This window comes from Bradyrhizobium sp. i1.15.2, from assembly GCF_040548425.1.
GTDB lineage: Bacteria > Pseudomonadota > Alphaproteobacteria > Rhizobiales > Xanthobacteraceae > Bradyrhizobium > Bradyrhizobium canariense.
Window position 1 is genome coordinate 15,622 of the sequence record NZ_JBEPRQ010000013.1, and the last position, 26,399, is coordinate 42,020.

Below are 26,399 nucleotides of genomic sequence, written 5' to 3' on the forward strand. Positions count from 1 at the left end.
TTCGTTCGGGGCTTGTCGAGACCCAGGAATGGGACCGTGCATTCCGAATCCGGGACAGGCGGCTCTCAGCGGGATGGAGGACGCAACGGGCAGCTCGCATAGCCGCGGGAGTTCCCAACCTCTTGTCCGTTGATCGCCAGCCGAAGCAATAAGCGACACGTTGCAAGCCGCGTTCCCAGGATGATTGCGGATCAGGTCTCGTCGGCCGCGGGCTGTTCGCCACGACTCGGTTAGGCTGCCGGCATTCTGTCCTGCAAATGACGAGCCAATCCGGCCACAAACAGGCGGCCGGCAAGCGTTAATGACCGCCGCGAAGGGTAAAGAGCATAAACGGTAACAGAAGGCGGCGCCCAATCGGGCAGCGGAAGCACCAGACGTCCTTCCACGAGGTCGGCTTCGCACATCGTTAGCGGCAACCGTGCCAAGCCGGCGCCGCTCAACGCCGCCTGCCTGATCACGTTGAGGTTGTTCGCGCTGAACTTCAGATTGACGCTCAATTCGGTCGTGTTTGCGTTTCGGTTGACGAGCGTCCAGCGTGCCAGATGGCCGTCTGCCGCCCAGCCAATTCCGTTCCGGTCCTGAAGCTCCGATGGATCGTTGATCATTCCGAGTGGCTTCATGAAGCCAGGCGAGGCAACGAGCCGGTAGCTTGCGGCGGCAAGCTTTTGCCGGACCAGCTCGGAGTCGGCCATGGTGTCCCCGCGCGCCGGGTGAATCATCAGGTCATAGTCGCCGATCGCGGTATCGAAAGCACCGACCGCGCTATCCAGGGTGATGCGAACGTCGGTATGCACGATCGAGAATCCGATCGCGAATTCGGAAACCAGACTTTCGGCCAGCACGGCCGGGCAAGAGATGCGGAGCTTGCCTGACGGGTGATTTGAAAAGCTCTCCGCCAGCGCCTTAATGGCATCTAACTCCTCCTTGATCCGCTCACTCCGTTCATAGATCGAAATTCCGACTTCGGTTGCGGAGAAATTTCTCGGCCCTCGGTAGAGCAGGTGCACGCCAAGCTGGCTCTCGAGATCGCCGATACGACGGCTTAGGCTGGACTTCGGAATGCCGGTCTTACGGCTTGCAGCAGAAAGGCTGCCGGCCCTGACCGTCTCCACGAAAAGCGTAAGGTCGTCAACGATCCCCATTTCGATCACCTCGGCCGCCATGGCGTCTGGTCAGCGTGCCTTGCCGGCGGCGGCCTTGACCATATTCCCAGCCGAAGGCAGGCGCCAGCAGTCCTATTGTCGAGCAAGGGGAAGCGAAGGCTCATTTCACCAAGGGACACCCACCGGCTTCCAAAGGACGAAATGCCCGTTCCGAAGGGATGGTCGAGAGATGCTTGTAATAGTCGTACGGATATCTCGATTCTTCTGGACGCTTCACCTCGAACAAGTGCATCGGATGTATCACGCGACCGTCGTCGCGAATTCTGATATCGCCGAACAACTTATCCCGTCCATTCACTTTCTTCATTTCCGGCACCACAGCGTTCGAATCGTCGCTTTGCGTGGCGGCAACCGCGTCGAGAAACGTCAACGTCGACGAATAGACGCCAGCTTGGTTTCCACTCGGCATTTTTCCGTTCATGCCAGCGCGCGCAGCGAACCGCTTCGCGAAGGCTCGCGTGTCATCGTCCGCGTCCCAGTAGAACGCCTCGATCAATTGCAGACCTTGCGCGACCTTAAGACCCATTCCGTGAACATCGTTGATGAAGAGGAGGAAGGCGACCATAGACTGGCCGCCCTGCTGAATACCGAATTCAGACGCCTGCTTGATCGCGTTGACCGTATCGCCGCCGGCATTTGCGAGCCCGATGACCTTGGCCTTGGAACTCTGGGCTTGCAAAAGGAACGACGCGAAGTCCGACGTGCCGATGGGGTGCTTGCTGGAGCCATACACTTTGCCGCCGTGCTTTTCGATATAGTTCGTCGCTTCTGACTCGAGGCCTTGGCCGAGCGCGAAGTTCACGGTTATGAAATACCAGTCTTTGCCTCCACGCTCCATCATTGCCGCCGAGGTCGCATGCGCGGTCGCCCAGACGTCATTGACCCATTGGATGGTGTTGGGAGAGCACTCCTTGCCGGTAAGCTCGGATGTGGCCGTCGACGCAGCGAGAAAGGTCGCCCTTGTACCGCGGAGCAGCGAGTTCACCGCCAGTCCGACCGCCGAATTTGGCACATCGACCACTGCATCGACCCGGTCGACATCAAGCCATCTTCGTACGATCGCTGACGCCACATCGGCTTTATTCTGATGGTCTGCAAAGATCACCTCGACCTTTATACCTTTATGAGCACTCTCGAAGTCCTCCGCTGCCATCCTGGCAGCCTCGACCGACCCCGAACCATTTGTGTCCTGATAAAGTCCCGACATGTCGGTGAGCACGCCGATCCGGACGACCTTGTCCGACAATTCGGCGTTCGCCATCTGCGGCGCGGCGAATGCGGCCATGATGAGCAAAGTAAGCACGCGCATTCTCATCTCGTTACCCTTCGGTTCAGCAATAGCGGGACTGGCTTTCTTCGGACTTAGATCTGCTTATTCGGAATGTGGAGAAGTAGTCCGTCGAGGTCTGACGTCATCTGGATCTGGCACGACAACCGGCTCGTCTGGCGGCGTTCGGCCGCGACTTCGGTGAGCAGCGCTTCCTCTTGCTCTAAGACTGATGGCAGTCGATCGAGCCATTCACCATCGACGTAAACGTGACACGTCGCACACATGGCGTTTCCGCCGCATTCAGCCAGAATGCCCGGTATCGCGTTCTGGGTAGCCGCTTCCATTGCGCTCTCTCCCTCGCGTGCCTGGACAAATTCCGAGCTCCCGGACGGCTGAACGAACTTTATGGAAGGCATGCGTCAATCCATTGCTTTGAGGGTAACGGGAAGGCTGTCTAGGCCGCGCAGCGTGTTATTGTAGCGGCGCCGAACCGCTCCCGAGATTTCGATTGATTTCACTTTTCTCGCCAAAGCCGACAGCATGACTTCTCCCTCGAGCTGTGCGAGGAATTGGCCGCTGCACATGTGTACTCCCGAACCGAAGCCGACGTGCCCGCTCGTTTGCCGACAAATGTCGTACTCATTCGGACGGTCCCATTTGCGTCGATCGCGGTTAGCGGCGCCCAGGAACATCAGCACCTTTTCGCCCGCTGGAACTTCGAAGCCGTCTATCTCGACCTTGCGCGTGGTCGTTCGGAAGAAGGTTTGCACTGGCGATTCGAAGCGGATTGCCTCCTGAAACGCCTTGCGCGCCAGTGTGGGATCTCCCTTCAACCGGCTCCACTGGTCCGGAAAGCGCGCCAGGCAATACAACGCTGCTCCTAACGCATTGACGGTTGTGTCGAGGCCCGCGCTTAACAGTGACCGCACCAACAATGGGGCTTCCAAATCGCTGATCTCGCCAAGTTCAACGCGAGAATAAATGGACGCGCCCAAGCCTCTCGGCATGAGGTTCTTCCGTTGACACTGCTCTTGAACATAAGCCTGATGAGGCATTGACCGCTCCAGCGACTGATGGCGAAGCTCATTCGGGGGGCCAAAAGCATTGAATACGACCCCGGCATACGGAAGAAGATGCTCCCGCCCCTCTTTTTTCAGCCCAACCGCATCAGGAAATACTGAGAGTGGGAACGCCTCGGCAATATCGGAAACAGCATCGACATTGCCCTTTGAGACCACCTCCTCCGCCTTCAGTTCAGCGATACTTGTGAAGTGCTCCCGCAGGTCTCTCACGAGAGCCGGCGACAGTATTCGATCGAAGACGGCGCGGATTCTGGTATGTTCCGGAGGATCTGCTTCAAGGATAAGGCTAGGCGGCCGCCACGGCACTTCCTTTGCAAAATCGCTCAGTCCGGCACCGCGGCTCGAGCAAAAGCTGACGTGGTCATGTAGAATGGCTCGAACCTCCCGATGACGGGCAACCGCGTAGACGTTCCATTTTGAAAGCCGGACGACCGGTCCGGTTTCGCGTAGAAGATCGTGCGTGTGATATGGATCGTCGAAGAACTCCATTGAAAACGGATCGATGTCGAGTTCTGGAATTCGACGAGTTGTCGTCATCGCTGCAGCCCTTCTCCTCGCCACGAAACATAGCCCCTCGTGGCCCTCACAGGTTGCGCACCATCCCTTGAGAGGCCAGGTGCCGCGCTCGCTTTGGGTTCTTACTCCTTGATGCTGAAGTCGCGTCCGCGAGCTGACAATGACCATTTCCGGAAAATCGCGAACCGGTCGGCAATAGCAGCAGCGCGAGGCGTAGACGACAATTCAGGAGACGTTCACGAGGAGCGAACACCGCAGTGCCGCGAGCGATATCCTAAAGCGTCGTCGGTCGATGGACCTATCACCGAGACGGCAGCGGGGCAGTCGTCACGATGATCGAATCCGACTGTCGATGACGACCAAGTCGCCGAAAGAGGCGCTATTTTCCAAGGGCGGCGGTTACGTCGATCTCTATGGTCATGAACGGCCACGCGAGCTGACTGACGACTAAGAAGGTCGAGGCGGGAATTGGAGCGCTCCCGAAGGCATCCGCTCTGCATTTTAGCGCATCCCGAAAGAACCTTACGTCAGTGGTGTAAGTAACGGTCCGCACCACGTCATTCATTGTGGCGCCTTGAGCCTGCAGGGCCTTCTTGATCTTCGAGTATGCGTATGTGCATTGCGCCATGAAGTCGTCGCGAAATAGAATCTCGCCGTCTCCTTCGCGCTCTGCCCCCGTCCCGGAAAGAAAGATGAACTTGTTCGCGTTTGTGACAGTCACGACCTCCGAGAACTTCCCCTTGGTCCATTCACTGTAGTTGAAGCTCTCCTTCTTGTAATCCGCTTGGACCTGAGCGGAAGCCTCCGCGCAACTTAACAGGGCGAGCATCATCAGCGACGCCATGAGACGGACGAGCATCCTCTTCTCCTTTCGTTACACTTCCTAAAGGCCCCGAGTTACGACAACGGGGCCGACGAAATAAGAGAGGTGGAGTGAGGTCTGCACAACAGCCATTTGTGAAAAATCGCTAACCACTTACCCGCGCCGGTGACATTGCGCCTACTCGATCGAAGGAATCCCGCGGTTCCTCGGATTTTCCATCATGTTTCCTTTGCGCCAAGTGCTACTAAGAAGATCCAGCGCGATCGTTCTGGCTGATTCAGCATCGACTTCGCTTAGCTAAATTGAACCGCAACGCCGCCGAGCGCACCGAAATCTGCGTGAAAGCTGTCGCCTTGCTGGGCGAACACCACCCGGGTAAATGAGCCAGTAAGGACGATATGACCGGCCTCCATGGTAATGCCCTGGGCACCAAGCTTGTTTGCCAACCACGAGACGCCGAGGGCCGGGTGGCCAAGCACACCGGCCGCGAGCCCCGTTTCTTCGATCTCGGCGTTGCGATAGAGGATGCAGCCGGTCCAGCGCAGATCGACTTCGCTGGGTCGGAGGGGTCGTCCGCCAAGCACAAGGCCTGCCGCCGCCCCATTGTCGGAGATAGTATCGTAAATCTTTCGCGGATCCTTTACGCGAGCATCAACGATCTCGATCGCTGGACAGACATAATCGCAAGCATCCAGAGCTTCGAATATCCCGACGCCGGGGCCCTTGAGAGGCTTGCCCAACACGAAAGCGAGTTCGACTTCAACTCGTGGGACACAATATTTTTCGCGAGGCGTCTTTCCGCCGTCCGCGATCATCATGTGCTGATAGAGATAGCCGTAATCAGGCTCGTCGATCTGGGAGGACCTCTGCATCGCCTTCGAGGTCAAGCCAACCTTATAGCCGATCAGCTTTGCGCCCGCTTCGAGGCGACGCCTGTTGACCTCGGCCGAAATCGCATACGCGTCATCAAAGCCGATCGACGGCCACTCAGTCGAGAGTTGCCCCGCCTGCTCACGAACACCCTCGGCCTCCATGAGAACGTCTGCGGCCTGGTGGCGCTGTTGGTCTGTTAGCATATGTGCACTTTCCTGCAGCTCTGAAGATGCGCGCGCGGCTGACACGCGCACGAGATTGGTCCAACGGCCTCATAAGCCGTCTGAATCGCGCTCATGCTTCCGCGACGCAATCAATCTCGAGGAGAAAATCGGGCCGCGGTAGACTGGCTTCGACGGTCGTGCGCGCAGGCCAGCCAGAGGGATCGGTTCCGAAGAACTCCTGATAAATCTCATTCATTTGATCGAAGTCGGCTCTGCGATCGAGATAGATGTTCACCTTGCCGATCCTGTCGATTGAGCTGCCGGCATATTCGAGCGTCGCCTTGATGTGCTTGAGAGCAAGCCGCATTTGCGTTGCGAAATCACCCTTCGGAATCTGCACGTTATCGTCGTAACCCGGAAAGCCCGAGACAAAGATTAGGTTACCAATTCTCACCGCGTTCGAATGCGGAGACTTCGACCGTGGCAGGTTGGGATTGTTGAAGATCGTCCGTGTCATCAGGCATCCTTCTCATTGTTGGCGATCGAACCATGTGCGTTTGAATAAATTGCGGCCTCGCCGGGCGGGCCGTCGATGCAAGCCTTGCGGAATGCTTCCGGCGTCGTCCCGCGTCGTTGTTTGAAGAAACGAGCGAAGTGGGAGGCGTGCGAATAACCAAGAAGGAATGAGATCTCCTTCACGGGCTTTGTCGTGTACAACAACAGGCGCGTTGCCTGCTCCAAGACGGCAGCTTGCAAGACGTCGCGAGCTGGAATGCCGGAAATGTGCTGGCAAGCGAGATTGAGCGTGTATGGAGTGGCCGAGAGGCGTTGTGCGAAGAGTTCGACAGTCAGAGGGTTGGTTCTCTGGTCGTCGGCGAAGCCAATTGCATTCAGTGTTAGGCCGATCAACTCACGATAGCGTTTGAATAGATCGAGTTCGAATGTGGATGCTTGCGGCATCTTGTTCTGAGACGGGGACATCAATGTCCCACCGAGTTCGAGGAGTAGGTTTCCGAAGAGATATCGCAATGCGTCGCGGCGATAGGGACTGCGCGAGGTTGCCTTCTCGGAGATCAACTCGAGTAACTTTCGAACCGTCGTAACCTCCTGGCCGCCTTCCAAGGCGACGACCCGTTCTTCCGCCAAGCGCAGGAGAACTGTATTCGTCGCTCCCTCGACAGAAGGCAAACCAACGACGAAGTCTGGTGATACGCTGATGACAAATCCGACCGCCGCAGATGAATAGTCAAATTGGTGCACAACGTTGGCTGGCGTATAAACGCAGTTTGGCGCCTCGACGCTCCGCGAAACACCGTCGTGTTCAAATGAGCAGTGTCCACTGAGAAGAATGGAAAGCTGGTCAAAGTCCAAATGCCGGTGCAACGCAATGTGCCATTTGTTCGGAGCGTTGCGAACGAACAGTTCTTCGATATGGAAGAAGCCGAAGATGGAGCCCGACCAGTTTTCTCCATAAAGGAAATAGGCAGGAACGTTAAGCACCTGCGTCGGCTGGTCATGATTAGGCACCTCGATGGGTTCCTTATCGCGCTTCATGCTCGTCCCCTTATTGGCTAACGGTGCCTACTAAGTTGGCACCGGCATTCCAACCCTCCACGTCGTGGGGATCAGCCGATCCGGATTTATTGACCAAGCCTTCCAGGCCGCCTGAACTTTGGCGAGATCTTCCTCGATATTCTTTACCAGGAACTCGCCACGAAATTCCAGACAGCCCTTCTCGTCATACCACTCCAAGGCGTCGACCTCCCCTGGCTGGCGGTAGCGCTCGATGACGAGCCCGATGCACCCCTCAGGCCGTTGCGGCGAATGGCGGACGTGCGACGGCAGGAGATACATCTCTCCTTCCCGCACAACTACCTCGCTGCGTTCGCCCGACGCGGGGTCGATCAGCTTGAGCGTGGCGTCACCGCGCAGTTGAATGAACAGTTCTTCGCCTGGATCGTCATGGTAGTCCGGTCGGTAATTCGGCCCACCAACCATCATAACGAGAGTCGTCTCCCAGGAACCCTTCCAAATTTGACGATTACCGATCGGGGGCTTGAGCGTTGCCTTGTTCTTTTCGATCCAATCGTCGAGATTGATTGGTGGATTCTCCAACGCGTGTTTCATAGGTTTCTCCAGGTTGCTGGTTAGCCCGTACGGGCTGCGCTTTGATCGACCCCAGCCGGCGGCAGAAAGGGCACGACGCGATATTCGCGATTGAGGTAAAGCAGTGCGTCGCGGGCCTGGTTGAGTGCTATCGCCACCACCCGTCCGAAGAAGATCGTATGCGTGCCATAATCCTGCGTTTCGGAGATCTCGCAGTCGATTGCTCCGAGGGCGTCTCGAAGCGCAGGGGCGCCGGTGGCGACCCGATCCCAAGGGTAAACGGCGAATCGATCGGCCATGCTGATGTCACGACGTCCGGCAAACGTTGCGGAAAGGTCTTCCTGTTCCGCGCTCAGGACGTTCACGCACAGGACACCGTTTTGTCGAAAGACGGCGTTCATCTGACTCTTGCGATTGAGGCAGACCAGGATCGTCGGCGGTTCATCCGTGACCGAACAGACGGCTGTGCAGGTAAAGCCACACTGGCCGGCGGCGCCATCGGTTGTGATCACCGAAACGGCGACGCCGAACCGGGACATCATGTCCCGAAAGGCAACCCGATCGACAGACATCAGCGGCTCCTTGCGAGATAATCGAGCACAGAGACATCGTCGCCGTTGTGATATGCGGGATCGCGCCAGCCGTTCTCATCGTAGTCGGCGAGGCATGACGTCGCCAAAGCCTCCATTTCTCCCATGGTACCCGACACCTTGGCGTGGATAAGCGCCTGAAGTCGGATCGCCTCATGGTTGCCGGCATAGTTGCGCTCGTAAAGTTCGTGACGCGCGCCGAACTCGGATCCGACAGCATCCCAGAGCGCCTTCATGATTTTGATGCGCTCGATGTGATCGATACCGTTCGAACCGCGTGCATAGCGCGCGAGGTACTTTTCGATCTCCGGCACCTTCAAATCCCTGGCACTCGAAGGGAGGTAAATCAGGCCGGACGCTACGATCTGCTGAATAATGGACCGGATAGCGGGATAGGCTTCCGTGGCGAATATCCGGAAAGAAGTACAGGCGCGAATATTCGGCAGGAAACCATCGTTGACCCAGCGATCTGGCGCGGCAGCCATCGCGTCAGTCAGCGACCAGAACAGGTTTCGCCAACCCACGATCTCGCCGAGTTGCACCTGAACGCCACGAAACTCATCGGTGCCGCAGGCACGCAGGGCCTTCTGCAGCAGGCCGATAATGAAATCGAACTTCACGGCGAGGCGGGTGCAACTCTGAAAGGTGAAGCCGTTGAGGAAGCCCGACTTCGGATAGAAGGTACGCAACATGTTGATGTCGCGGTGAACGAAGACGTTCTCCCAGGGAACGAACACGTTGTCGAAAATGAACATCGCGTCGTTTTCGTCGAATCGACTGGTCAACGGGTAATCGAACGGCGAGCCGGTCGCTGCGGCCGCAAGTTCATAGGAATTCCGGCAGATCAGCTTGATGCCGGGGCTGTTCATGTCGACCATGAACATCACCGCCATACTGTCATCCGTGATTTCCGCAGCCATATTTTGGCCGAGAAAATTGTAATGGGTCAGCGCCGACGAGGTTGCGACGACTTTCGCACCCGAGACGAATATGCCTGCGTCCGTCTCCTTTTCGATGCGGACGTAGATATCCTTAACGTCGTCTGCGGTCTTGTTCCGGTCGATCGGCGGGTTGACGAGCGTGTGATTGATAAACGGCACCGTTTCCTGCGCATGCTTGTACCAGCCACGCGCATTGTCGGCGAACTTGCCGTAGAAGTCTGCGTTCGCCCCCAAGGTGTTCGTGAAGCTTGCCTTGTAGTCGGGCGTTCGTCCCATCCATCCATATGTCAGGCGCGCCCAGGCTGCGATTGCATCGCGCTGCGCGATCAGATCTTCGCGCGACCGCGCGTAGCGGAAAAACCGATGTGTAAAGCCGCCGCTTCCCGTGTCGGTCTCGGTCGTCAAAACCTGCTTGAGGGACTTGTCGTGCAGCGCATCATATAGCTTGGCTATTGAGACCGCCGCGTTGCGAAACGCTGGATGAGTTGTAACGTCCTTGACACGCTCGCCATAGATCCACACCTCGCGGCCGTCCCGTAGAGACTGAAGATATTCGGCGCCCGTGAAAGGCCGGTTTCCACCGCGATTCATACGCTGCTCCTGGCTAAGGGGTAATTTGAATGCTTTGCATTCGAATGGTCCCCAACACTTCCGCGCATTGGCTCCGAAGACAACAGCCACTTTGGCAAAAGGAATTGCCGCGTAGCTGACTTCTTGATGAGGAGTGGGAGCAAGGTTGCCCTGGTGCCTCACCGGTCAATCGGTTCAACCAGCACGTGCTCGAAGCCCTAACGGGCAAGCCGACCTGCTCACGCGGTGGCTAGAGATCATCCAAGGACATAAACAGCTCGCTCGAATTCGACGAAGTCCGACATAATACGCGGATCGCCAAGGGCGCTAACTGCGTCATGAAGAGAGCAGCCAGCTTGGCCTTGGGATCGATCCAGAAGTGGGTGTTCGCCGTTGATGAATGCTTACCGACGATGGGGCGGAGGACCGCTCCAATCGTCAAGGCATTTTGGGATCGCGATAGACTTCTTTCCCGCCAACTACGGTCGATAGGGCCTTCATCTTGGGAATGGCGTCGAGCGGCACTGTCAAGAAGTCGTCGGTCAGTACCGCGAAGTCGGCGAGCTTGCCTGGCTCGATCGAGCCGCGACGATTCTCCTCTCCGATCAACACGGCAAAGTTGATCGTGACCAATCGCAGCAGTTGTGCTCGCGAGGTAACCTTCTGGTCGGCCCCGTAAACACCGTCGGACATCGTATCGCGGCTCGCAAAATGGTAGAGTTCCCAAAATGGGTTGAACGGAACGACCGGCGAGTCGGTGCCGCCGGCGACCAGCAATCCGGCGTCGAGATAGCTCTTGAGCGGCGTCGCTTCGCTGGCGATATCCCAACCCCAATATCCTTTCAAGACTGGCGCGGCGAGATAAAGGTGATCCTGCGCTGACACCATCAGTTTCAGGTTCTGCATGCGTTTGACGAGATCGGGCCGCGCGATGAAAGCATGTTCGATGGCCCATCGCTTCCCGGTCAACGGCTTGTCATTGTGGGCGATCTCGTAGGCGGTGAGAACCTCGTCCACGGCCGCATCCCCTACGGCATGCGTCGCGGCGCGCCAACCCAGGCGATTGATCTCGCGCACGACAGAATTGTAGGCGTCGGGAGGTGAAAGGGTAAGACCCGAATAGGTCCCGCCCTTCCCGAATGGCTCTTGATATGCGCGCGTGAGATGAGCCCCCTCGAAACCACCGTCCACCACGAGCTTGATGCCGCCTACGCGGACGAAATCACTGCCTTCGTCCTGCGTCACCCCCCATTGGGCGACCGCATCGTCGACCTGCTGCGGGGTTCTGAACCCGAACCCCGGCATATAGACGGTATAGCGCACGGTGAGCGCGTGCTCGGCGTCGGCCTGCCGCATCAGCTTCAGCGCCTCCACCAGGTTGCCCCGGTAGGCACCCGGAATTCGAACCGCCGTGAGGCCGAAAGGATTGATCGCTCTCTGCGTCGCGAGGATGTCCTCCATCGCGAGCGGCTTTGGAGCGGGTAGCGGCACAAGCGCCTTGGCCGCGTCGAACAGCTCTCCGGTCAGTTCACCATTTGCGTCACGACTGATCTGTCCCCCGGCCGGCACCGGCGTCTGGCTAGTGATATTGAACTGCGCCAGCGCTCGCCCATTGAGGATGTAGGAATGACCGCCTCGCACAAGCACCACAGGATTGTTCGGCGCGGCCTCGTCCAACTGTCGCGCCGTTGGCAGGCGCTGTTCTCTCAACTGCGCTTCGTGCCAATCTCCGTTCGAAACGAGCAGCGCGCCCGGCGCGGTCCCCGCGGTGGCGTTGGCTACCTGCGACATGAGTTCGGCGAGACTACGGGTGTGAGACAGATCAATACCGGTACCGCCGCCTTCATTGTGGAAATGCGCGTCGGCAAGGCCAGGGCTAACGAAATGTCCCTTCAAGTCGAACACACGGGTGCCGGTGGACGCGAGCTTCCTGATCTCCTCGTTGCTGCCAACGGCGAGAAAGCGATCGCCTGATAACGCGAACGCCTCCACCACGGTGTTCTTCACATCAGCGGTGTAGACTTTGCCATTAACATAAATGGTATCGGCTATCGCCGGCTGGGCCTCTGCAGCGGACCATGTTGAGCTTCCAAGCAGACCCACAATGATCCACGTGTACGCCAGCCGTTTCACAAACTTCATCGCAACCTCTCCTTCTCAGTTCATGGCCCACGAAGAGGCGGCCGGCAACGCAGTCTCGAAGAAGCTTGCGCACTGTCCGCCATGGAAGCATCCGAAAACTGCGCCGCGGGACATGCGGCCAGAGTTGACCTTCGGGAGGTAAATGAAGCTAGAACTTCATCGTGACGCCACTGTACAGACTTGATTCGGTGCAGGTATTGTTGCTCACACCCGGTGAGAGGTTGCAAAGCCGACTGACGTTGTGATCCAGTCCGTATTTGTTTTGCCAATAGCGATAGGCGACCCACACGTCGAGGTAATGCGAATACTTTGGCCCCCACATCGCTTTCGATGCATCAAAGGTCAGACGGATCGGCTCGGAATTTAGCTGAACCGCTGTCATCGAGTTGGTAGGGCTGGCTAGTGGCAACGGGTTGTAAGGAAGTGGACTATTCTCAGTCCCCATCGTCCCAGTCCAAGCCGCTCGGCCGCTGATAGAAAAGTAGCGCACGCTCTCGGGCAAGAAATCGAGATTCATGTAGTAGTTGGTTTCGATTGCCCACGTCGGCTGATATTGTCTGTTGCCGTCGGTAAGGCAGCCGACGCCTGATGTATTGGGAGCGAACCCTCCGCCACACTGCAGGAAGCCCATGTGGGAGCTGTAGACCCAGGTCGCCAGAGGGGCAATATTTACGTAGCCCTTGTAGGGAAGATCGAACTGGAACTGCAAGCCCGCCGAGACGGCCTGCCCTGCGGACGCCCGATAATAGTTCGCGGCCGCCGCATCAAGGCCGATCTCGAACGAGATGTTGCGCAGCGGCCCGACAGTGAAAGTCTTGGCCCCGAAGATTTCGTTCCAGCCAAATGTCGAGCGAAGCTGGCCCACGCCAGAAATAGCACCTGCGCAATTTGCAGGAGTGGTAACACGCGTGCCAGGATTGAAGATACTGCCGGCGTTGGTGCAAGGGCTGGCTGGATCGTTTTGATCCGCCTTGTACATTGATAGGTTCAGGAAATTCGTGCCGTATCGCCAGGCGTCGAAATGCGTGAACGAATAGACCTGCACCGCGGTGTTGCTGTTGAGCGAACCGTTCGGATTTACAGAGTACACACCCGGGTCTGCTGCTTTTGGTATATACGAAAAGGTGACACGGTCATCGATCACCAGGAAGAATGGCAGATCGGGCGGCGCTGGCTGGGCCTTGACCGGCAGATCTCCCGCCAGACCTGCCGCGCTACCAAAAGAAACCAAGGGCAGTACTGTTAGCATTATCTGAATTTGACGCTTCATTTTCCCCCGCCAATGTTTTGCCTAGCCAGCCGAAGAGCGCTGTACCCAGGCCATTCCCCACAATCCAACGGTTGGCAGCATAAGCGGCGGGCGGGTAAGCAAAAGCACCGCAGTTGGCACGGTCGCGTTCCAAGAATGGGACGATAATTCTATTTCGCGCGTTTCATGGACGACGTTCGGGTAACGGCGCAGACGAGCGGGACAGCCTTTCAGCCGCAAGCCGAACGACGAGAGGAATCAAGATTGAGTGGCCGGATTGGCGAGTTCAAGCATCGGCTCGGCGCCTACGTTTGCGACGTGGACCACCCAACTTCGCGGCGACTGAAATGAACTCGTTGATCTACCAACGTGCAAGATCAGGGCCGAGCTGAACACGATCAAAGCTCTGTCCCAGGAACGCTCCAGACCTACAACTTGTAAGCTCAAGCAATGCAACATCCTTCAACAGCCCGCTTTAAGTGACTGGGCAAGCGGCGCGCAACAGACTTTCTTCGGCCGCGCGGCTCAACGGGCTGGAGAGTATCAGGCGACCCAGGCAAAGGCCTGAATGCGCCTATCAAAGTGGAGCACCGCACGGTTGTGTGTGTAGGCGGGCCAATGCGACAGATCGGTCCCGTTTGGTTCGCCGCTCTTCGCAAATGCCGCAATCGCACCTCTAAATCGTCGGCTCAGCCCTTCCACCTCTCGCCAGTCTGCTCCCTTGAGCATCGGAGCGTTCCGCCAGACGTCGATATTTCCGAAAAGAAACGGAAGATCGATGCAGTGGCAGGCGCCTAGTCCTGGGACTGGCGACTGCCAATCGAAACGATAGGAAAACACATTCCGGCCGGCCTTCGCTTGGGCAGTTGCGACAGCCAAGCTCGCGTCCGTGAAGATCGTGTCTGTGTAGAGATCTCCCACTATCGTCCGAGGAATCGCGGGAACGCGCGCTGATCGGATCTTCATGATCGCATCCGCTGCGCCGCTTCCTAGTTGTAACTTGAATATGTCATTCACTTCGCTTTCAGACAGGTCGTTCAAGGTCGGATTAGATAGCGAAAACGCAGCGTATTCCTCGCGTGTTACACCAATCATGATGTCGCACCACCGCGCGCTACCGTTTTGAATGGATGCGACAGGATCTCTCGGGATAAGGCTGCCATCCAGAACGGGCATGAACGGCGGGCTGATGTCCCCCGGTATCGCCGGAGGTCTGTTTTGCAATCCACGTAGCAATCCAAGAATTTGGTCAACGGGCATCGTCCGCAGTCTGTTGGCATCTTGGTCGGCCAATCCAAGAACGTCTAGAAGTGTCTTGGCCAGCGGCCTCACCGTTTCGACTGTGCGAAGCTCTACGCCGACAGGCGCGCTCATGATGATCGCTCGGCTGAAGAGATCGCGCCCAAGATCAGTCCCAAGAAATGCAGCGATGCTGAAGGCGCCAGCCGACTGTCCAATAACTGTGATGCGCGCGGGATCGCCTCCAAAGCAACTGATCGTCTCCCTGATCCAACGCAGAGCTGCAACTTGATCGTGGAGGCCCAGATTCAATTCGCCGAAATCAGGTCCAGGCCAAAAGCCAAGAAGACCAAGGCGAGAGGTAATGTTCACGACCACAAGGCCATTTTCCCCTGCAAGAACGCTTCCATTATAGCAGGGGAGCGACCCGCCACCGGTCATGAAGGCGCCTCCGTGGAGGAACACCAAAACCGGCGCGTTGTCGCCGGCTCGGTGCGTCGTCCATATGTCGAGATGAAGACAGTCTTCACTTTGCTCGACCTCGTAGGTACCCATAACGCTGTCCAGGCGCGAGGGTAGCTGTGGGGGGACGGGTCCAGGTACGGTCGCGTCGCGAGTATCTCGCCATCGGGGAGCCGGTCCCGCCAACTCGAAACGCCGTGGCCCGATCGGAGCCTCTGCGTATGGCACTCGATGAAATGCGGTAACACCGTCCACCGTGATGCCTCGCAGGCAGCCGAAAGGTGTTTCCAGCTCGAGATGTGCCACGCTGCGCTCAACTCCGACCATTTCTCGTCTCCAACAAATTAACGCCGAAGCCAGCCCCGGATCAAACTCATACATTCGAATCTCTGCACCTCCTGCGTGTCTCGGGTGCCACGTCTGCGTCGCCCGGCATTGCCAACTTTGCCTCCGGCGCCGAAGGTCGCTTGCGGCCTACTCAACAGCGTTTCGATATTGCTCGTCCAGTTCCGCGACTGGAATGCCCCGTTCCGTAATTGAGACGTATCGATCGGCTAACCTCATCTATATTCCAATTTACTTTGCCCTAAATGAATTGGTCGGAGACTTGGTCTTTCCCCACGAGTGCTCGGCCACGTGTTGGATATCTTTGTGGTATCCGCGCCATTATGCCACTCATCCACTGAATCAACCGGGGCATCGTATTGTCCCTCAGGATCAGGAAAAAACGCATGTATGGGTACTGGAAATTACGGGAAAAGTGGGCGGAGCAACGGCAAAACACCAGTTGGCGCGCGGCAAGCAAGTACGCGCTGTCCGCAATCGCGAGAGGGACACCGCGGCGACCGCGACCATGCCGGACACCGCCCGGCCGGTTCTCGACATGGTGACGTTATTGAGACACCTCTTTGAATCCGCATAGATGGGCGCCAGAACGTCCGCGACGGCGCCCGCCGCGAAGCCAGCGACGATCTTGGTCTGCTGGGCGTCCTGGGCCGACGCACAGGCCAACGCGAACGAGATTGCAATCGGGCGGCGATCACAGGTGACGCCCTCCATCGACGACGATGCGCGTGCCAGTGCTGGCCTTGAGATGGGTGATGCAGGCAACGATGGCGGCGGCCACGTCATCCGGTTCGATGACGCGCTTGAGCGGCGTCGCCTTGGCGCCCGCCTCGAGAGCGCTGCGATCGCGACCCGGAACGAAGTCGGTTGCAACGGCGCCGGGCGAAACCGCCAGTAGTCTTATTTCCGGGCCGAGCACGCGTGCCAAAGAGGCGGTCATGTTGTCCAGGGCGGCCTTCGATGCGCAGTAGGCGACGTTACTGCCGGACGCGGTGAAGCCCGAGATGGACGAGACGTTGATGACGACGGCGTCACCCGATGCGCGTAGCAAGGGGCGGAGCGCCCGGACAGCGGAGTACGGACCGCACACGTTCGCGATCAGGATGTCCTCGAACAGCTGGTCCGTCAGCGTGTCGAGATCGCCATGCGGTATCGCACGGGTGAAGCCTGCGGAATTGACCAGGATGTCGAGTTTTCCATAGCGGATTCCGAGTTCATCCGCCAAGGCTGCGAACGAGGTCTCGTCCTTCAGTTCCAGGCGCGCTACCGCGTGGTCGGCCGGCGGGAGTGTTTCCAGTAGCTTTCGCGCCCGCTCTTCGCTGCTGTGGTAGCCGATCACGACGTTGGCGCCGAGCATGGCGATTTCACGCACGGCGGCGGCGCCGATACCGTTGCTGCCGCCCGTGATCACAGCGACCCGGTCGCGCAGCGGTTTGGCGTCGTTCATCGATGGTTCCACCCTGAATTTGTGACAAAGCCGCAAGGCGCTTGTCACGCGCTGATCCGGGGGGAGGCTAACACGCTGCCACCGGTCGCCCAGTCACATGAATAGGGGACACTATCCAGGCCGAAGCGCCGATTGCCTGCACCCCGAATTTGCCTTTAAGTGGCAGGCGAGCGGACAGAGAGCCGCTGGCCGAGGTTCCGGGATGAAGGCTTACAAGGTGGACCATCCGACCGGCGTCTACGACATGACGCCGGCGCTGATTGGACTGATCGATCTCGCAGGCGCGGAAACGTTTCCCGGCACGTTGTTCAAGATGGCTCATGCGATGACCGGCTGCGGCCACCTTACGGCGTTCGCATTCGACCGCGATGCTGATCCACTTGTGCTGATCGCAGAGAACGCCGGGCAACGACCGGTGGCCAGAGACGTTGCGAACCATTACCGCAGCACCTACTGGCGTCACGACCTGGCCAATCAGGTGATGGCCGGTACGCCAACATCGGGGAGCGCGACCTGGTGCATCCGCACGCGCGCCTCCGAGATTAAGCATTCCGACTATCGCAGCGCCTGCTACACGTCAGTCGGACTGGGCGACCGCATCTGCATCGCCGGCGCGCCGGCGAACCGGACCATCCGCATCAATCTGTACCGTTCCGGTGGGAACGCGTTTTCGGATTCCGACGAGGCCTTGATCGCGCGTGGCGCCGACATGCTCTTGGCGTTGATCGGGCGCCATGCCCGCGATGCCCGAGCGGCCCAGCGCGGCCCCGCCCAAGACCTTCGCGCGCGATTGCTGCGGGTTACGCCCGTGTTGTCCACGCGGGAAGCCGATGTCTGTGCCGGCATCATGGAGGGGTTGACCTCGGAAGGCATTGCGCTGCGGCTCGACATCGGCATCAACACGGTGCTGACCTATCGCAAGCGCGCCTATGCCCGCCTCGGCATCTCGTCGCAGAACGAATTGCTCCGCCTTGTCATGGATTAAGCCTGCGCGCGCAGGGAAGCCTCAGACCGCAGGTGTCACCCTCCCCGTGCATTCACCAAAGCCGATCGTGGCGAAGCCGTCGCGATTGCACTATCCCGTCATCGAACTTCGTCGCCGTCCGCCAGGAACGATCGGGGCTCGCCGCCGAGATCAAACGGCTTGGTGGCCGCACGCGGTGATCTCGAGCGGGCTGCCGAGACTACCCAGCGTCGTTCCGGAGACGGTGCCGGATCCAAGCAGATCGCCGGTCTCTAGATTGCATCTGTTGCTCGTCTGGTGCGTGACGAACTGGGCAGGCCTCCAATACAGGCCGCGAGTGCAGGCGGGGCTGACCGTCAGAGCCGCGGTCATGCCTGCCGCACGTAGAGCGCAACGCACGTCGATGTCGATCGCGCCGGACTGCTTATCGGCCTGGGCGTGCAGATGCGGCAAAGGACGCGGGTCTTGTTCGTCACGCGGGAATGCAGTCACGCGGAACGGAAGCAGCACTTCCGCCGTGACGATCCACGGCGAGACATTCGGTCGTTGAGAACGCAGAAGCCGAAGATGTGCTGCCACGCCTCATCGATGGAGACCGCAATCCGCACAGGTAGTAGAAGTTCCGCATCAGCCATCGCGACCAAGTGCGGCGACAGTCCCACGCAGGCGGCGACGTTCTGCGTATACCGTAGCCGGAAAATCTGCAGCCGAGTTTCAGACCTTGTCCGGTCCCAACACCATGAACCATTCAGGCTCGATCCGCCTAAGGCGACCGCCCCAGGCCGCGAGGCCAGTGAAATTGGCGGCGCATGTGCTTACATCGAGGATCATATCGCCGATCGCGATGCCACCTCGCGGAGCTTCGGCCGGGTCGGTGCGCCGGAACACGTCGAACGGCAGGTTCTGTATTGGAAGGCGCTGCCGGAATTGGCGGACTCCATCAAACTGCGGCGTGAGCCGTCGTGGTTGCGTTGAATTGACAGAACGGCACCGCCGTCCGGAAGAGAGGCCATGTCACACGCCGATGGGACGGGGATCGCGGACAGGGCGGCTTATGCTCGTGCCATTGGCAGCGCCACGCGCCAGGCAACGAGCAAGGTTCCTCGAACATGAACACACCGCAATACATGTCTGGATTCGGCAACAGCTTCGAAACAGAGGCGCTCCCCGGCGCGCTGCCGGTCGGGCGGAATTCGCCGCAGCGGGCCACCTACGGGCTATATGCCGAACAGTTGAGTGGCTCGGCGTTCACGGCACCGCGCGGCACCAACGAACGATCGTGGCTTTACCGTATCCGCCCCAGCGTCAAGCACACCAGCCGCTTCACGCCGGTCGAGCCGGGCTTCCTCCGCACCGCTCCGAACACGGGACAATCGAAGCTGCCGATCGGGCAATACCGCTGGCAGCCGGTCGCCATCCCCGCCGACGAACTGACCTTCGTCAGCGGACTGCGAACGGTGACGACTGCCGGCGATGCCGAAGCACAAGGCGGAATGGCCGCCCATCTGTCCTTCATCACCCACTCGATGAAGGACGAGTATTTCTGCGACTGCGACGGAGAACTGCTCGTCGTGGCGCAGCATGGCGCGTTGCGCTTCTGTACGGAGTTCGGCATCATTGAAATCGCACCCGGCGAGATCTGCGTGATCCGGCGCGGAATCATCTTCCGCGTGGAGCTTATGGACGGGCCCGCGCGCGCCTATGTATGTGAAAACTACGCAGGGTCGTTCACCCTTCCGGAAAGGGGGCCGATCGGCGCGAACTGCCTGGCCAATTCCCGCGATTTCCTTACGCCGGTCGCAGCTTATGATGACGTTGATTCATCGAGCGTCGTGACCTTCAAATGGTGCGGCGAACTGTTCGCGACCAAGATCGGGCATTCGCCGCTTGACGTCGTCGCCTGGCACGGCAACTACGCGCCCTACAAGTACGACCTACGGCACTTCTCGCCGGTCGGCGCAATCGCCTTCGACCACCCGGACCCATCAATCTACACCGTCCTGACCTCGCCGTCGGAAAGTGCGGGCACCGCCAATATCGACTTCGTCATCTTCCCGGAGCGCTGGGCGGTCGCCGAGAACACGTTTCGGCCGCCTTGGTATCACCGCAACATTATGTCCGAATTCATGGGCCTTGTTTACGGCGTATACGACGCGAAGCCCGAGGGCTTCGTGCCCGGCGGCATGAGCCTCCACAACATGATGCTTCCGCATGGACCGGACGCCGTCGCCTTCGAGAGGGCGAGCACCGTCGAACTGAAACCGCACAAGATCGCGAATACACTCGCCTTCATGTTCGAGTCGCGCTTTCCGCAAAAGCTGACGCAATATGCGGCCGACTTGGCGGAAAGAGACGACGACTACGCGGAGTGCTGGACCGACCTTGCAAAGAAATTCGATCCTACATCGGCTCCGGTCAGGTGATGCCGGCGGGGTCCCTCGCTCAAGCCTCGCTACGCGGTCGAAGGGTCACGCTATGTCCTCGCCGCCTGCGCCGTCGTGAGCCAGGAAATGTACGGCATGGTCGTGCATACGCCGCAGAAAGCCTTTTAGCTCAATCCGCGCACGTCCAAACCAGGCGCGGGATTTTCAATGATTAATGGACCGGACGCCCGCAAACTCTGTGAGCGTATTCCTGACCACCAAGAGGCATCCTCAACGCCGATCTCCATCCCGGAGCGCTTGCGGTTGCAAAATCCACTGCGGATCCAGCCGGCCGCTATTCGCGCACCGACGCAGTGCGGCTGGTAATCAACCGCGAGAAGCAGGCGGTGATCCGCGTAGCGGCAGTGGCGGCAAATCCGACTGTCGCTATGGCGCGGCCAAAGCTTTGCGATCCAAAGGCGCCGCGCTCGCCGCTCCGCCGCTTGCGAAGTCCGCAAGCGACTTGCGTCTCCGTTAGCTCGAGCGAATAGGTGACGAACTGACGTCTTCCCGCAGCGGGCCAAACGATTTCTCAAGCTCTGCCAAGACCGCACCAATCCCATCTAGCGTCGACACAGCCGCGACATATCGATCAGGCCGCACAAGCAGCACCCGACCGGTAAGCGGTCTCAAAAACGCTTCCGCCTCCGGCGAGGCCGGTCTAGCGTGATGCACACCACTAACTTTCACACGCTGCATTTCATTGAAGCAAATAGACAAAAACCGCGGGCTCAACACTCGCGAATCGGCAAGCAAGAGCAAATCGTTGGTGGGTACAGCGATCCCTACCACCAGGAACCAACCGTCCGAAATCGCATCAATTGACTTCGTGCTACCACCATCCAGGAAAAGCGAAACACGCGGACATGTCCGTCCAACAACGAGTTCCTGCCGCCTCGACCGCACCATGAAGCCGGCCTTAATCCATGGTCGAGGCATATAGCGCATCTCGGCAAAGAAACGCTGGATCGCGGGGATAAGGTTCAATGTCTGGAAGAAGGCGTCCCTCGCCGCAGCAATAATGCGGTTGCGAATGTTTGCCATTCTTCCGATCATCACCGAATATCGAATAATCGCCTCAACCTGCGGCCTCCTTTCTGTCTCGTAGGTCTCAAGGATCGTGGGGTTGAGCCTCCCTTGCAGTACCGCCGCAATCTTCCAGCAAATGTTGTTGGCATCGCGAGCGCCCGTGTTCATGGCCTGCGCGCCGAACGGCGGCATGACGTGCGCAGCGTCGCCGAGCAAGAAGACCCGTTTCGATCCCATTCGCTCGGCGATGCGCTCCGAAAATCCATAGACCACCGACCGGATGATTTTGAGGGGTGTTCCTTTGTACGGAGTATGTCTGTCCACGAGATCACGGATGCTGTCCGCCGTGGCAATCTTGTGATGATCTTCGCCGGGGTTGAGCATGAACTCCAGTCTTCGCCCGCCATATGGCGCAGGCACGCTGTTGAACGGCCGCTCAGGATTGCAAAAAAAACGCGAGAAGGGGGACCGGTCGGGAAACTCGGCGAGGTCGACCACTAAATGGGGTTGATCAATGCGATTTCCGGCGAAAGAAATATTGACAGCCGAGCGGATGAAACTTCGCGCGCCATCACAGGCGAGTACAAATCGTCCAGTCACTAGATGTTCTCGCCCAGCACGAACGACCTTCAACCTGACGCCATTCTCATCCTGATCTAGGCCTGCGACAGTAGACCGGTACTGCAGATCGAGGCAGGGATAGCGCCGTGCGCCATGCAGCAGCTTCTTCTCGAAGACTGGCTGCATCAATCCCGCGCGGTTGCCAAATCCATTCGACGTCAAGAAGGGGTTGACCTTCACCACCGGCTTGCCCCGCATAGAATAAAAGAAAATTCCAAAAGGCGGCGAGAGGTGCTCTTCCATGTCGTCGAGCAAATCCAGGCTATCAAGAAGACGGAGATATTCGTCGTCGATCACGAGTGCTTTGGGCAAGTCCGACGTCAGTTCATTCCGCTCCAGCAAGATTGTGGAAATCCCGAGCGAGCCGAGAATGTTAGCGACCGTCAGGCCGATCGGACCCGCACCAACGACCAAGACATCGGCATCTTTGGTTCCTCGCCCGTCGGGTCCCGAAATCGGCTTGATGAGTTCGCGGATCTGATCAAGCGACAGATGATTATCCATTAACGCCCGCCTTTCTAATTTGGCAGTTAGTTTCGACCGGCGACCGCCTCAGAGCCAAACTACTAGTGGACTTGATTCGCGTCTGTCCCATGCACAGGTGACGAACAGAAGTTTGAGATCAGCAAAATGCGGTCCGTTCCGAGAATTCTGCATCATCATCATCATGCCGCCGCCACTGCTTTTCCAGCGTAACCAACTAGATGCAGCCGACGAATCAAACCTAGGTAGCCATCCCCTCAGAGAGGGGCGTGTCATGGTTCGGATCGGCGCGGCCGAACACGTGATCGGGGCGCGGCGGCGAGAAAGGTAGAAAGCAACATCACATCCCTGTCCGCTTCCTAGTGATGGGCCGGGCCGGAAGGGCGTTTATGCGAATTACGGCTGGTCCTGCCTGTTGCGAAGCCCTGCTACGGCTCTGAGCTTCTAAACGGCGATCTATCACGCTGCGGCCGACCGAACGCGGATTTGTCGGATCCGACTTCGAGGGCGATGCCAGCCACTCAGCGGTCGTTCTGAGCCGGCCCGCCCGACAGCTGGTAGCTCGAAACTCGCCCCTTGAGGATGTGGCAGACGACGGCTTGACCTGAAGTATGCGCAGAACACCCGGACAGTTCGCTCTTCCACATGTTCGCGGAGCGCTCCCGGGGCGGCCCGATCGGCCGAAGTGACAGCCATCTTGAGCGAAGACCGCCACGCCCGTCCATCGCGCCGACGCGACGCCAATGATGCTTCATGGCTATGCAGTCGAGTTACCATTTGAGTGAGGCTGCGGTATCTCGCCGCTCGCGTAAGGTCGACTCGCGCGCGATGGCGAGGGCGATCAAGGCAAACAATGCCATCGCGGCGGCGACGACGACCAATGCGGGGCGAAGACCGCCGACCGACGCGGCCAGCGGCGCAACGAGCAGTGGGCTCAAGAACTGACCGAAATACAGACCGAAGTATACCTGGCCGGTTGCCTTGCCCATGTGCCAGGGTTTTGCTGCGGCCATCGTCCAGGCCATGACATTGGGAACCAGCATCCCAGCACCAAGTCCATGTACTGCGAGGACGACGAAACTCTCGGCATAGCTGGTGATGCGCGACAGCCACCAAATCCCCACTGCTAGCAGCGCAAAGACCAAGACGTTGATCGATTGCGTATTGAACCGCCTCCGTAAGACGGGCCACAGCAACGTTCCCGCGGTAGCCGAAAGAATTCCGAAAGCGGCCCCCATTCCGATGGCTTGTGTCGACGTTATACCCAGATCTGCGAGCAGAAACGGGTACTGGACCGGCGGTAAGTAGACGGCGATCATGCCAACCAGCATGACTGTAATCTGGGGAAGCAGCGCGGACTTTGGCGGCCGTGTAGCTGCGAACCCCAGCGTATCGGTGCGCGGCGCGTATTGTGGGGGGGGCAGTCGGAGTTGGAAGGGAATCAGGAGCAGCGCGAGACCATAGAGCGCGAACGGCAGCCGCCAGTTCATTTCGCCGAGAGCGCCACTGATAAAAAAGAGAACTGTGCCGGCAACGCCGATAAAGCGCATTTGCAGATTAAGATAACGTTCGCGCTCCTGCCCTCTGAAGTGAGTACCGATGATGGACGTGCAGCACGTCATCACGATGGCTTCAGCGGCACCGAAAATGAACCGAGAGACGACGATTTCAGTTATGCCATCGAGCCAGAGCGGAGCGACGCCGGAGACGGCGTATAGCGCTGTGCCCCACACCAAAAATTTGCGGCTCCCCCAACGGTCAATGACTGTGCCGATGAGGGGTGAAGCGATCGCCGTGACGAATGCAGGCGCCATCAGCGCCAACGACACCAACAATTCGACGTGTTTGACCGAGGCGTAGGCCGCCTGGAACTTGACCAGGATAGGAACCACCAGGATGGATGCCAAGATGGTCATGCAGCTGCCGAACAGCAGAACTATGCCGACGCCGTTCACGCGTTCAATTGTCTTCATGTCGCCCCTCACCCTCACTGCACTTCTTGACTTGACATCGATCCCGCCGATGCTCGCGCGCTGTGGGAACAAGCCGGACCGCAGATATGTTTCCAGGCAGCCGGACCTGCCGCGCGAGCGAAGGTGTCGACCTGCGGCGAACGCCTCTCTTCTGGAAGGTCGACCTTTGCGACAAGGGACAAATCGCCTGTATCGTAGACTTCGCGGCCGTTGAGCATCGTCTTCAGCACCCGGATTTTGGGAAGCGCATCGTTGTCACAGGTCAGCGGGTTGCGATCGACGACCGCAATGTCGGCCTTATAGCCTGCGCGCAATGCGCCGATCCCGCTCCAATTCATCAGCGTCGCGCCCGAGCTGGTCCAGGCTTTCAGAGCCTTGAGCCGCGACACCGCCATGCCAGGCTGAAGGTTCCGATGGCCTGAACCTGCAAACTCGTGCGTCTCAGCGAAAGCGATATGCTCGAAAGGCCTTGCCGGCCCCCAATCACTGCCGAGCGTTACGTTCGCTCCGGAGTCCATCATCCGACCCAGTGGGATGAGGTCGCTCAAGCAGTCTCTTCCAATTCGCTCAGCGAAGAGGTCGCCCTTCCCCCAAGTGAAACTCATGCTCGTCGACAGATGGAAGCCAAGCTCCGCATAGCGCCGAATCGTCTCCGGGCTGATGAGGATGTTGTGCTGCATGATCCACCCTTTGGATGGAATGTCGTAAGAACTCAGGAAGGGCTGGAGCGATTCCAGAAACTCGCGATGGTCCTGGTATGCTCCTTGAACCATGTTCAGCCGTAGATCGTTCTTCAGGCAGAACTCGATCGCCTCGCGCTCGATGTTCTGAGGCACGAAGGTGTGTCCCCGCGTTGCACGACCGTAGGGATCTCGAATCGTTTGGTCCGCGCGAAGAAACCCTGGCCAGCACGGACCTCCGCGCGAAAGCGTAAGACCGTTGATGCGAAAGAGATCGTCCTCCACAGACCTCGAGCGAAGCGCTAAAGCAAAGTTGGAGCGACAGTCCTCTTCCGACAACCCCAGCCCATAATCGAAGCCGTACTGCGCTGCTTCAAGCGAGCTCATGACGCGCAGCGTGCTTTCACCGGCTTCGCGCATAAGCCGATACGCGTCGATGTGCTCCGGGGCCATGACGTGCCCCTCATAGGCTGCTGTCACACCACGGCTGTTGGCAATGAGCTGTCCCAGCCGCGCACCACGGTTCCAATCATCAGCAGTCGGCATGGGAAAGTTGACCGTCAGGGACAGCCAGAAGGGATCAGGATTGTAGTAGCTGGTGACGCTGCCGCGAAAAATGCCGCTGGGCTCTCCGTCCGGCTCTTTTTCGATCCAGACATCGCTTACGCGGGAAGGTAGTGAAGCGGTTATCCCTAAACGGCGCATCGCCACGGTATTCATGGCACAGACATTGGGAATGCGCGGACCCCACGCGGCAATCATGACCGGATTGTTCGGCGCGATCGCGTCGAGTAGCGTACGGTTCGGCAGGCAACCCTCGGCGAGGTCGCGCCAGCTCCTCCTGGTGAAGTAATGGGGCTCGCCGACCGGGGTGGTAATAATCCATTCGCCTGCCGGCACTGTCCGTGCACGTTCTCGGATACGCTGGGCGATGTCGTCATGATTCTTGGCGTCGAGAATATCGACACACATGCCAAGGACGGCTGCAAAGTGAATGAAATGAGGATGTGTGTCGATAATACCGGGCATGGCGGTCGAGCCGCGCAAGTCCAAACGCCCCGCCCCTTTGCCCGCGACCGTGAGCATCGAGCCTAGATCTCCGGTCGCGAGAATGGTTTCACCATCGATCACCATGGCTTCGGCCATGGGCGATGCCGCATCAAGTGTAAGGATTTCACCTCCATGAATTACGGTTCGCATCGGCCTCTCTCAAGGTTCAAGGTTAAGTGACCATTGGTCACTTT

23 protein-coding genes are annotated in these 26,399 nt (G+C 58.7%); 3 read left to right on the plus strand and 20 right to left on the minus strand.

The window, feature by feature from the left end:
- Positions 1-230: 230 nt before the first annotated feature.
- The 14 genes from ABIB80_RS22640 to ABIB80_RS22705 all read right to left on the minus strand — a co-directional run bounded on the left by ABIB80_RS22640 (position 231) and on the right by ABIB80_RS22705 (position 15,571).
- Positions 231-1,163, minus strand: coding sequence for a LysR substrate-binding domain-containing protein (locus ABIB80_RS22640; protein ID WP_354128410.1), 933 nt, complete (start codon positions 1,161-1,163; stop codon positions 231-233).
- A gap of 100 nt (positions 1,164-1,263) precedes the next feature.
- Complete coding sequence (locus tag ABIB80_RS22645) at positions 1,264-2,472, minus strand: ABC transporter substrate-binding protein (protein ID WP_354128411.1); 1,209 nt, start codon at positions 2,470-2,472, stop codon at positions 1,264-1,266.
- A gap of 53 nt (positions 2,473-2,525) precedes the next feature.
- Entirely contained in the window at positions 2,526-2,849 is a 324-nt protein-coding gene (locus tag ABIB80_RS22650) for a 2Fe-2S iron-sulfur cluster-binding protein (protein WP_354128412.1), read from the minus strand.
- 3 nt (positions 2,850-2,852) lie between these two features.
- The gene (locus tag ABIB80_RS22655) at positions 2,853-4,052 is read right to left on the minus strand and encodes a cytochrome P450 (RefSeq protein ID WP_354128413.1); all 1,200 of its coding nucleotides are present in this window, start codon (positions 4,050-4,052) and stop codon (positions 2,853-2,855) included.
- A 358-nt stretch (positions 4,053-4,410) separates the two neighbouring features.
- Entirely contained in the window at positions 4,411-4,890 is a 480-nt protein-coding gene (locus ABIB80_RS22660; protein ID WP_354128414.1) for a RidA family protein, read from the minus strand.
- A 257-nt stretch (positions 4,891-5,147) separates the two neighbouring features.
- On the minus strand, positions 5,148-5,930 hold the full coding sequence (locus ABIB80_RS22665) for a fumarylacetoacetate hydrolase family protein (RefSeq protein ID WP_354128415.1): 783 nt from the start codon (positions 5,928-5,930) through the stop codon (positions 5,148-5,150).
- 91 nt (positions 5,931-6,021) lie between these two features.
- A complete protein-coding gene (locus tag ABIB80_RS22670) occupies positions 6,022-6,408 on the minus strand; it encodes a RidA family protein (RefSeq protein ID WP_354128416.1) in 387 nt (128 codons plus the stop codon).
- Positions 6,408-7,445 carry a helix-turn-helix domain-containing protein gene (locus ABIB80_RS22675; RefSeq protein ID WP_354128417.1) on the minus strand — a complete coding sequence of 346 codons (1,038 nt, stop codon included), beginning with the start codon at positions 7,443-7,445 and terminating at the stop codon, positions 6,408-6,410. Before ABIB80_RS22675 ends, ABIB80_RS22670 begins: the two co-directional genes overlap by 1 nt.
- Before the next feature lie 30 nt (positions 7,446-7,475).
- Positions 7,476-8,018, minus strand: a complete 543-nt coding sequence (gene nbaC, locus ABIB80_RS22680; RefSeq protein WP_354128418.1) for a 3-hydroxyanthranilate 3,4-dioxygenase — start codon at positions 8,016-8,018, stop codon at positions 7,476-7,478.
- A 20-nt stretch (positions 8,019-8,038) separates the two neighbouring features.
- Positions 8,039-8,569, minus strand: a complete 531-nt coding sequence (locus tag ABIB80_RS22685) for a flavin reductase (RefSeq protein WP_354128419.1) — start codon at positions 8,567-8,569, stop codon at positions 8,039-8,041.
- A complete protein-coding gene (locus tag ABIB80_RS22690) occupies positions 8,569-10,119 on the minus strand; it encodes a 4-hydroxyphenylacetate 3-hydroxylase N-terminal domain-containing protein (RefSeq protein WP_354128515.1) in 1,551 nt (516 codons plus the stop codon). The genes ABIB80_RS22685 and ABIB80_RS22690 overlap by 1 nt, the downstream gene beginning before the upstream one ends.
- A gap of 417 nt (positions 10,120-10,536) precedes the next feature.
- Positions 10,537-12,240 (minus strand): amidohydrolase, encoded by a 1,704-nt coding sequence (locus tag ABIB80_RS22695; protein ID WP_354128420.1) that lies wholly within the window; start codon positions 12,238-12,240, stop codon positions 10,537-10,539.
- Positions 12,241-12,388: 148 nt separating this feature from the next.
- On the minus strand, positions 12,389-13,510 hold the full coding sequence (locus ABIB80_RS22700; protein ID WP_502918746.1) for a hypothetical protein: 1,122 nt from the start codon (positions 13,508-13,510) through the stop codon (positions 12,389-12,391).
- Positions 13,511-14,032: 522 nt separating this feature from the next.
- Positions 14,033-15,571 carry a carboxylesterase/lipase family protein gene (locus ABIB80_RS22705; protein ID WP_354128421.1) on the minus strand — a complete coding sequence of 513 codons (1,539 nt, stop codon included), beginning with the start codon at positions 15,569-15,571 and terminating at the stop codon, positions 14,033-14,035.
- Positions 15,572-15,839: 268 nt separating this feature from the next.
- Between ABIB80_RS22705 and ABIB80_RS22710 the strand changes: the two genes are divergently transcribed.
- Complete coding sequence (locus tag ABIB80_RS22710; RefSeq protein WP_354128422.1) at positions 15,840-16,112, plus strand: hypothetical protein; 273 nt, start codon at positions 15,840-15,842, stop codon at positions 16,110-16,112.
- Between the two features lie 117 nt (positions 16,113-16,229).
- Here the strand turns inward: ABIB80_RS22710 and ABIB80_RS22715 are convergent, their stop codons facing one another.
- Entirely contained in the window at positions 16,230-16,982 is a 753-nt protein-coding gene (locus ABIB80_RS22715) for an SDR family NAD(P)-dependent oxidoreductase (protein WP_354128423.1), read from the minus strand.
- Positions 16,983-17,184: 202 nt separating this feature from the next.
- Here ABIB80_RS22715 and ABIB80_RS22720 point away from each other — a divergent pair, with 202 nt between their 5' ends.
- Positions 17,185-17,967 (plus strand): helix-turn-helix transcriptional regulator, encoded by a 783-nt coding sequence (locus tag ABIB80_RS22720; RefSeq protein ID WP_354128424.1) that lies wholly within the window; start codon positions 17,185-17,187, stop codon positions 17,965-17,967.
- A gap of 150 nt (positions 17,968-18,117) precedes the next feature.
- On the opposite strand, the gene ABIB80_RS22725 is transcribed toward ABIB80_RS22720, so the two are convergent.
- Positions 18,118-18,525, minus strand: coding sequence for a fumarylacetoacetate hydrolase family protein (locus tag ABIB80_RS22725; RefSeq protein WP_354128425.1), 408 nt, complete (start codon positions 18,523-18,525; stop codon positions 18,118-18,120).
- A 135-nt stretch (positions 18,526-18,660) separates the two neighbouring features.
- A complete protein-coding gene (locus ABIB80_RS22730; RefSeq protein WP_502918749.1) occupies positions 18,661-18,855 on the minus strand; it encodes a hypothetical protein in 195 nt (64 codons plus the stop codon).
- A 200-nt stretch (positions 18,856-19,055) separates the two neighbouring features.
- Between ABIB80_RS22730 and hmgA the strand changes: the two genes are divergently transcribed.
- Positions 19,056-20,369, plus strand: coding sequence for a homogentisate 1,2-dioxygenase (hmgA, locus tag ABIB80_RS22735; RefSeq protein ID WP_354034867.1), 1,314 nt, complete (start codon positions 19,056-19,058; stop codon positions 20,367-20,369).
- A 474-nt stretch (positions 20,370-20,843) separates the two neighbouring features.
- Here hmgA and ABIB80_RS22740 read toward each other — a convergent pair whose 3' ends face one another.
- The 3 genes from ABIB80_RS22740 to ABIB80_RS22750 form a co-directional block, all read right to left on the minus strand.
- A complete protein-coding gene (locus ABIB80_RS22740; protein ID WP_007601646.1) occupies positions 20,844-22,523 on the minus strand; it encodes an FAD-dependent monooxygenase in 1,680 nt (559 codons plus the stop codon).
- A gap of 749 nt (positions 22,524-23,272) precedes the next feature.
- Complete coding sequence (locus ABIB80_RS22745; protein WP_354128427.1) at positions 23,273-24,475, minus strand: MFS transporter; 1,203 nt, start codon at positions 24,473-24,475, stop codon at positions 23,273-23,275.
- Between the two features lie 14 nt (positions 24,476-24,489).
- Positions 24,490-26,301: an amidohydrolase gene (locus tag ABIB80_RS22750; RefSeq protein WP_354128428.1), complete on the minus strand. Its 1,812-nt coding sequence runs from the start codon at positions 26,299-26,301 to the stop codon at positions 24,490-24,492.
- Positions 26,302-26,399: the final 98 nt, after the last annotated feature.

Bases quoted from the DNA above. Each gene is read 5' to 3' on its own strand.
- ABIB80_RS22695 (WP_354128420.1), bottom strand. From the start codon at position 12,240: ATGAAGTTTGTGAAACGGCTGGCGTACACGTGGATCATTGTGGGTCTG.
- ABIB80_RS22645 (WP_354128411.1), bottom strand. From the start codon at position 2,472: ATGCGCGTGCTTACTTTGCTCATCATGGCCGCATTCGCCGCGCCGCAG.
- ABIB80_RS22670 (WP_354128416.1), bottom strand. From the start codon at position 6,408: ATGACACGGACGATCTTCAACAATCCCAACCTGCCACGGTCGAAGTCT.
- ABIB80_RS22675 (WP_354128417.1), bottom strand. From the start codon at position 7,445: ATGAAGCGCGATAAGGAACCCATCGAGGTGCCTAATCATGACCAGCCG.
- ABIB80_RS22700 (WP_502918746.1), bottom strand. From the start codon at position 13,510: ATGAAGCGTCAAATTCAGATAATGCTAACAGTACTGCCCTTGGTTTCT.
- ABIB80_RS22705 (WP_354128421.1), bottom strand. From the start codon at position 15,571: ATGTATGAGTTTGATCCGGGGCTGGCTTCGGCGTTAATTTGTTGGAGA.
- ABIB80_RS22740 (WP_007601646.1), bottom strand. From the start codon at position 22,523: ATGGATAATCATCTGTCGCTTGATCAGATCCGCGAACTCATCAAGCCG.
- ABIB80_RS22715 (WP_354128423.1), bottom strand. From the start codon at position 16,982: ATGAACGACGCCAAACCGCTGCGCGACCGGGTCGCTGTGATCACGGGC.
- ABIB80_RS22750 (WP_354128428.1), bottom strand. From the start codon at position 26,301: ATGGCCGAAGCCATGGTGATCGATGGTGAAACCATTCTCGCGACCGGA.
- ABIB80_RS22640 (WP_354128410.1), bottom strand. From the start codon at position 1,163: ATGGCGGCCGAGGTGATCGAAATGGGGATCGTTGACGACCTTACGCTT.
- ABIB80_RS22650 (WP_354128412.1), bottom strand. From the start codon at position 2,849: ATGCCTTCCATAAAGTTCGTTCAGCCGTCCGGGAGCTCGGAATTTGTC.
- ABIB80_RS22745 (WP_354128427.1), bottom strand. From the start codon at position 24,475: ATGAAGACAATTGAACGCGTGAACGGCGTCGGCATAGTTCTGCTGTTC.
- ABIB80_RS22655 (WP_354128413.1), bottom strand. From the start codon at position 4,052: ATGACGACAACTCGTCGAATTCCAGAACTCGACATCGATCCGTTTTCA.
- ABIB80_RS22720 (WP_354128424.1), top strand. From the start codon at position 17,185: ATGAAGGCTTACAAGGTGGACCATCCGACCGGCGTCTACGACATGACG.
- ABIB80_RS22685 (WP_354128419.1), bottom strand. From the start codon at position 8,569: ATGTCTGTCGATCGGGTTGCCTTTCGGGACATGATGTCCCGGTTCGGC.
- nbaC (WP_354128418.1), bottom strand. From the start codon at position 8,018: ATGAAACACGCGTTGGAGAATCCACCAATCAATCTCGACGATTGGATC.
- ABIB80_RS22665 (WP_354128415.1), bottom strand. From the start codon at position 5,930: ATGCTAACAGACCAACAGCGCCACCAGGCCGCAGACGTTCTCATGGAG.
- hmgA (WP_354034867.1), top strand. From the start codon at position 19,056: ATGAACACACCGCAATACATGTCTGGATTCGGCAACAGCTTCGAAACA.
- ABIB80_RS22690 (WP_354128515.1), bottom strand. From the start codon at position 10,119: ATGAATCGCGGTGGAAACCGGCCTTTCACGGGCGCCGAATATCTTCAG.
- ABIB80_RS22660 (WP_354128414.1), bottom strand. From the start codon at position 4,890: ATGCTCGTCCGTCTCATGGCGTCGCTGATGATGCTCGCCCTGTTAAGT.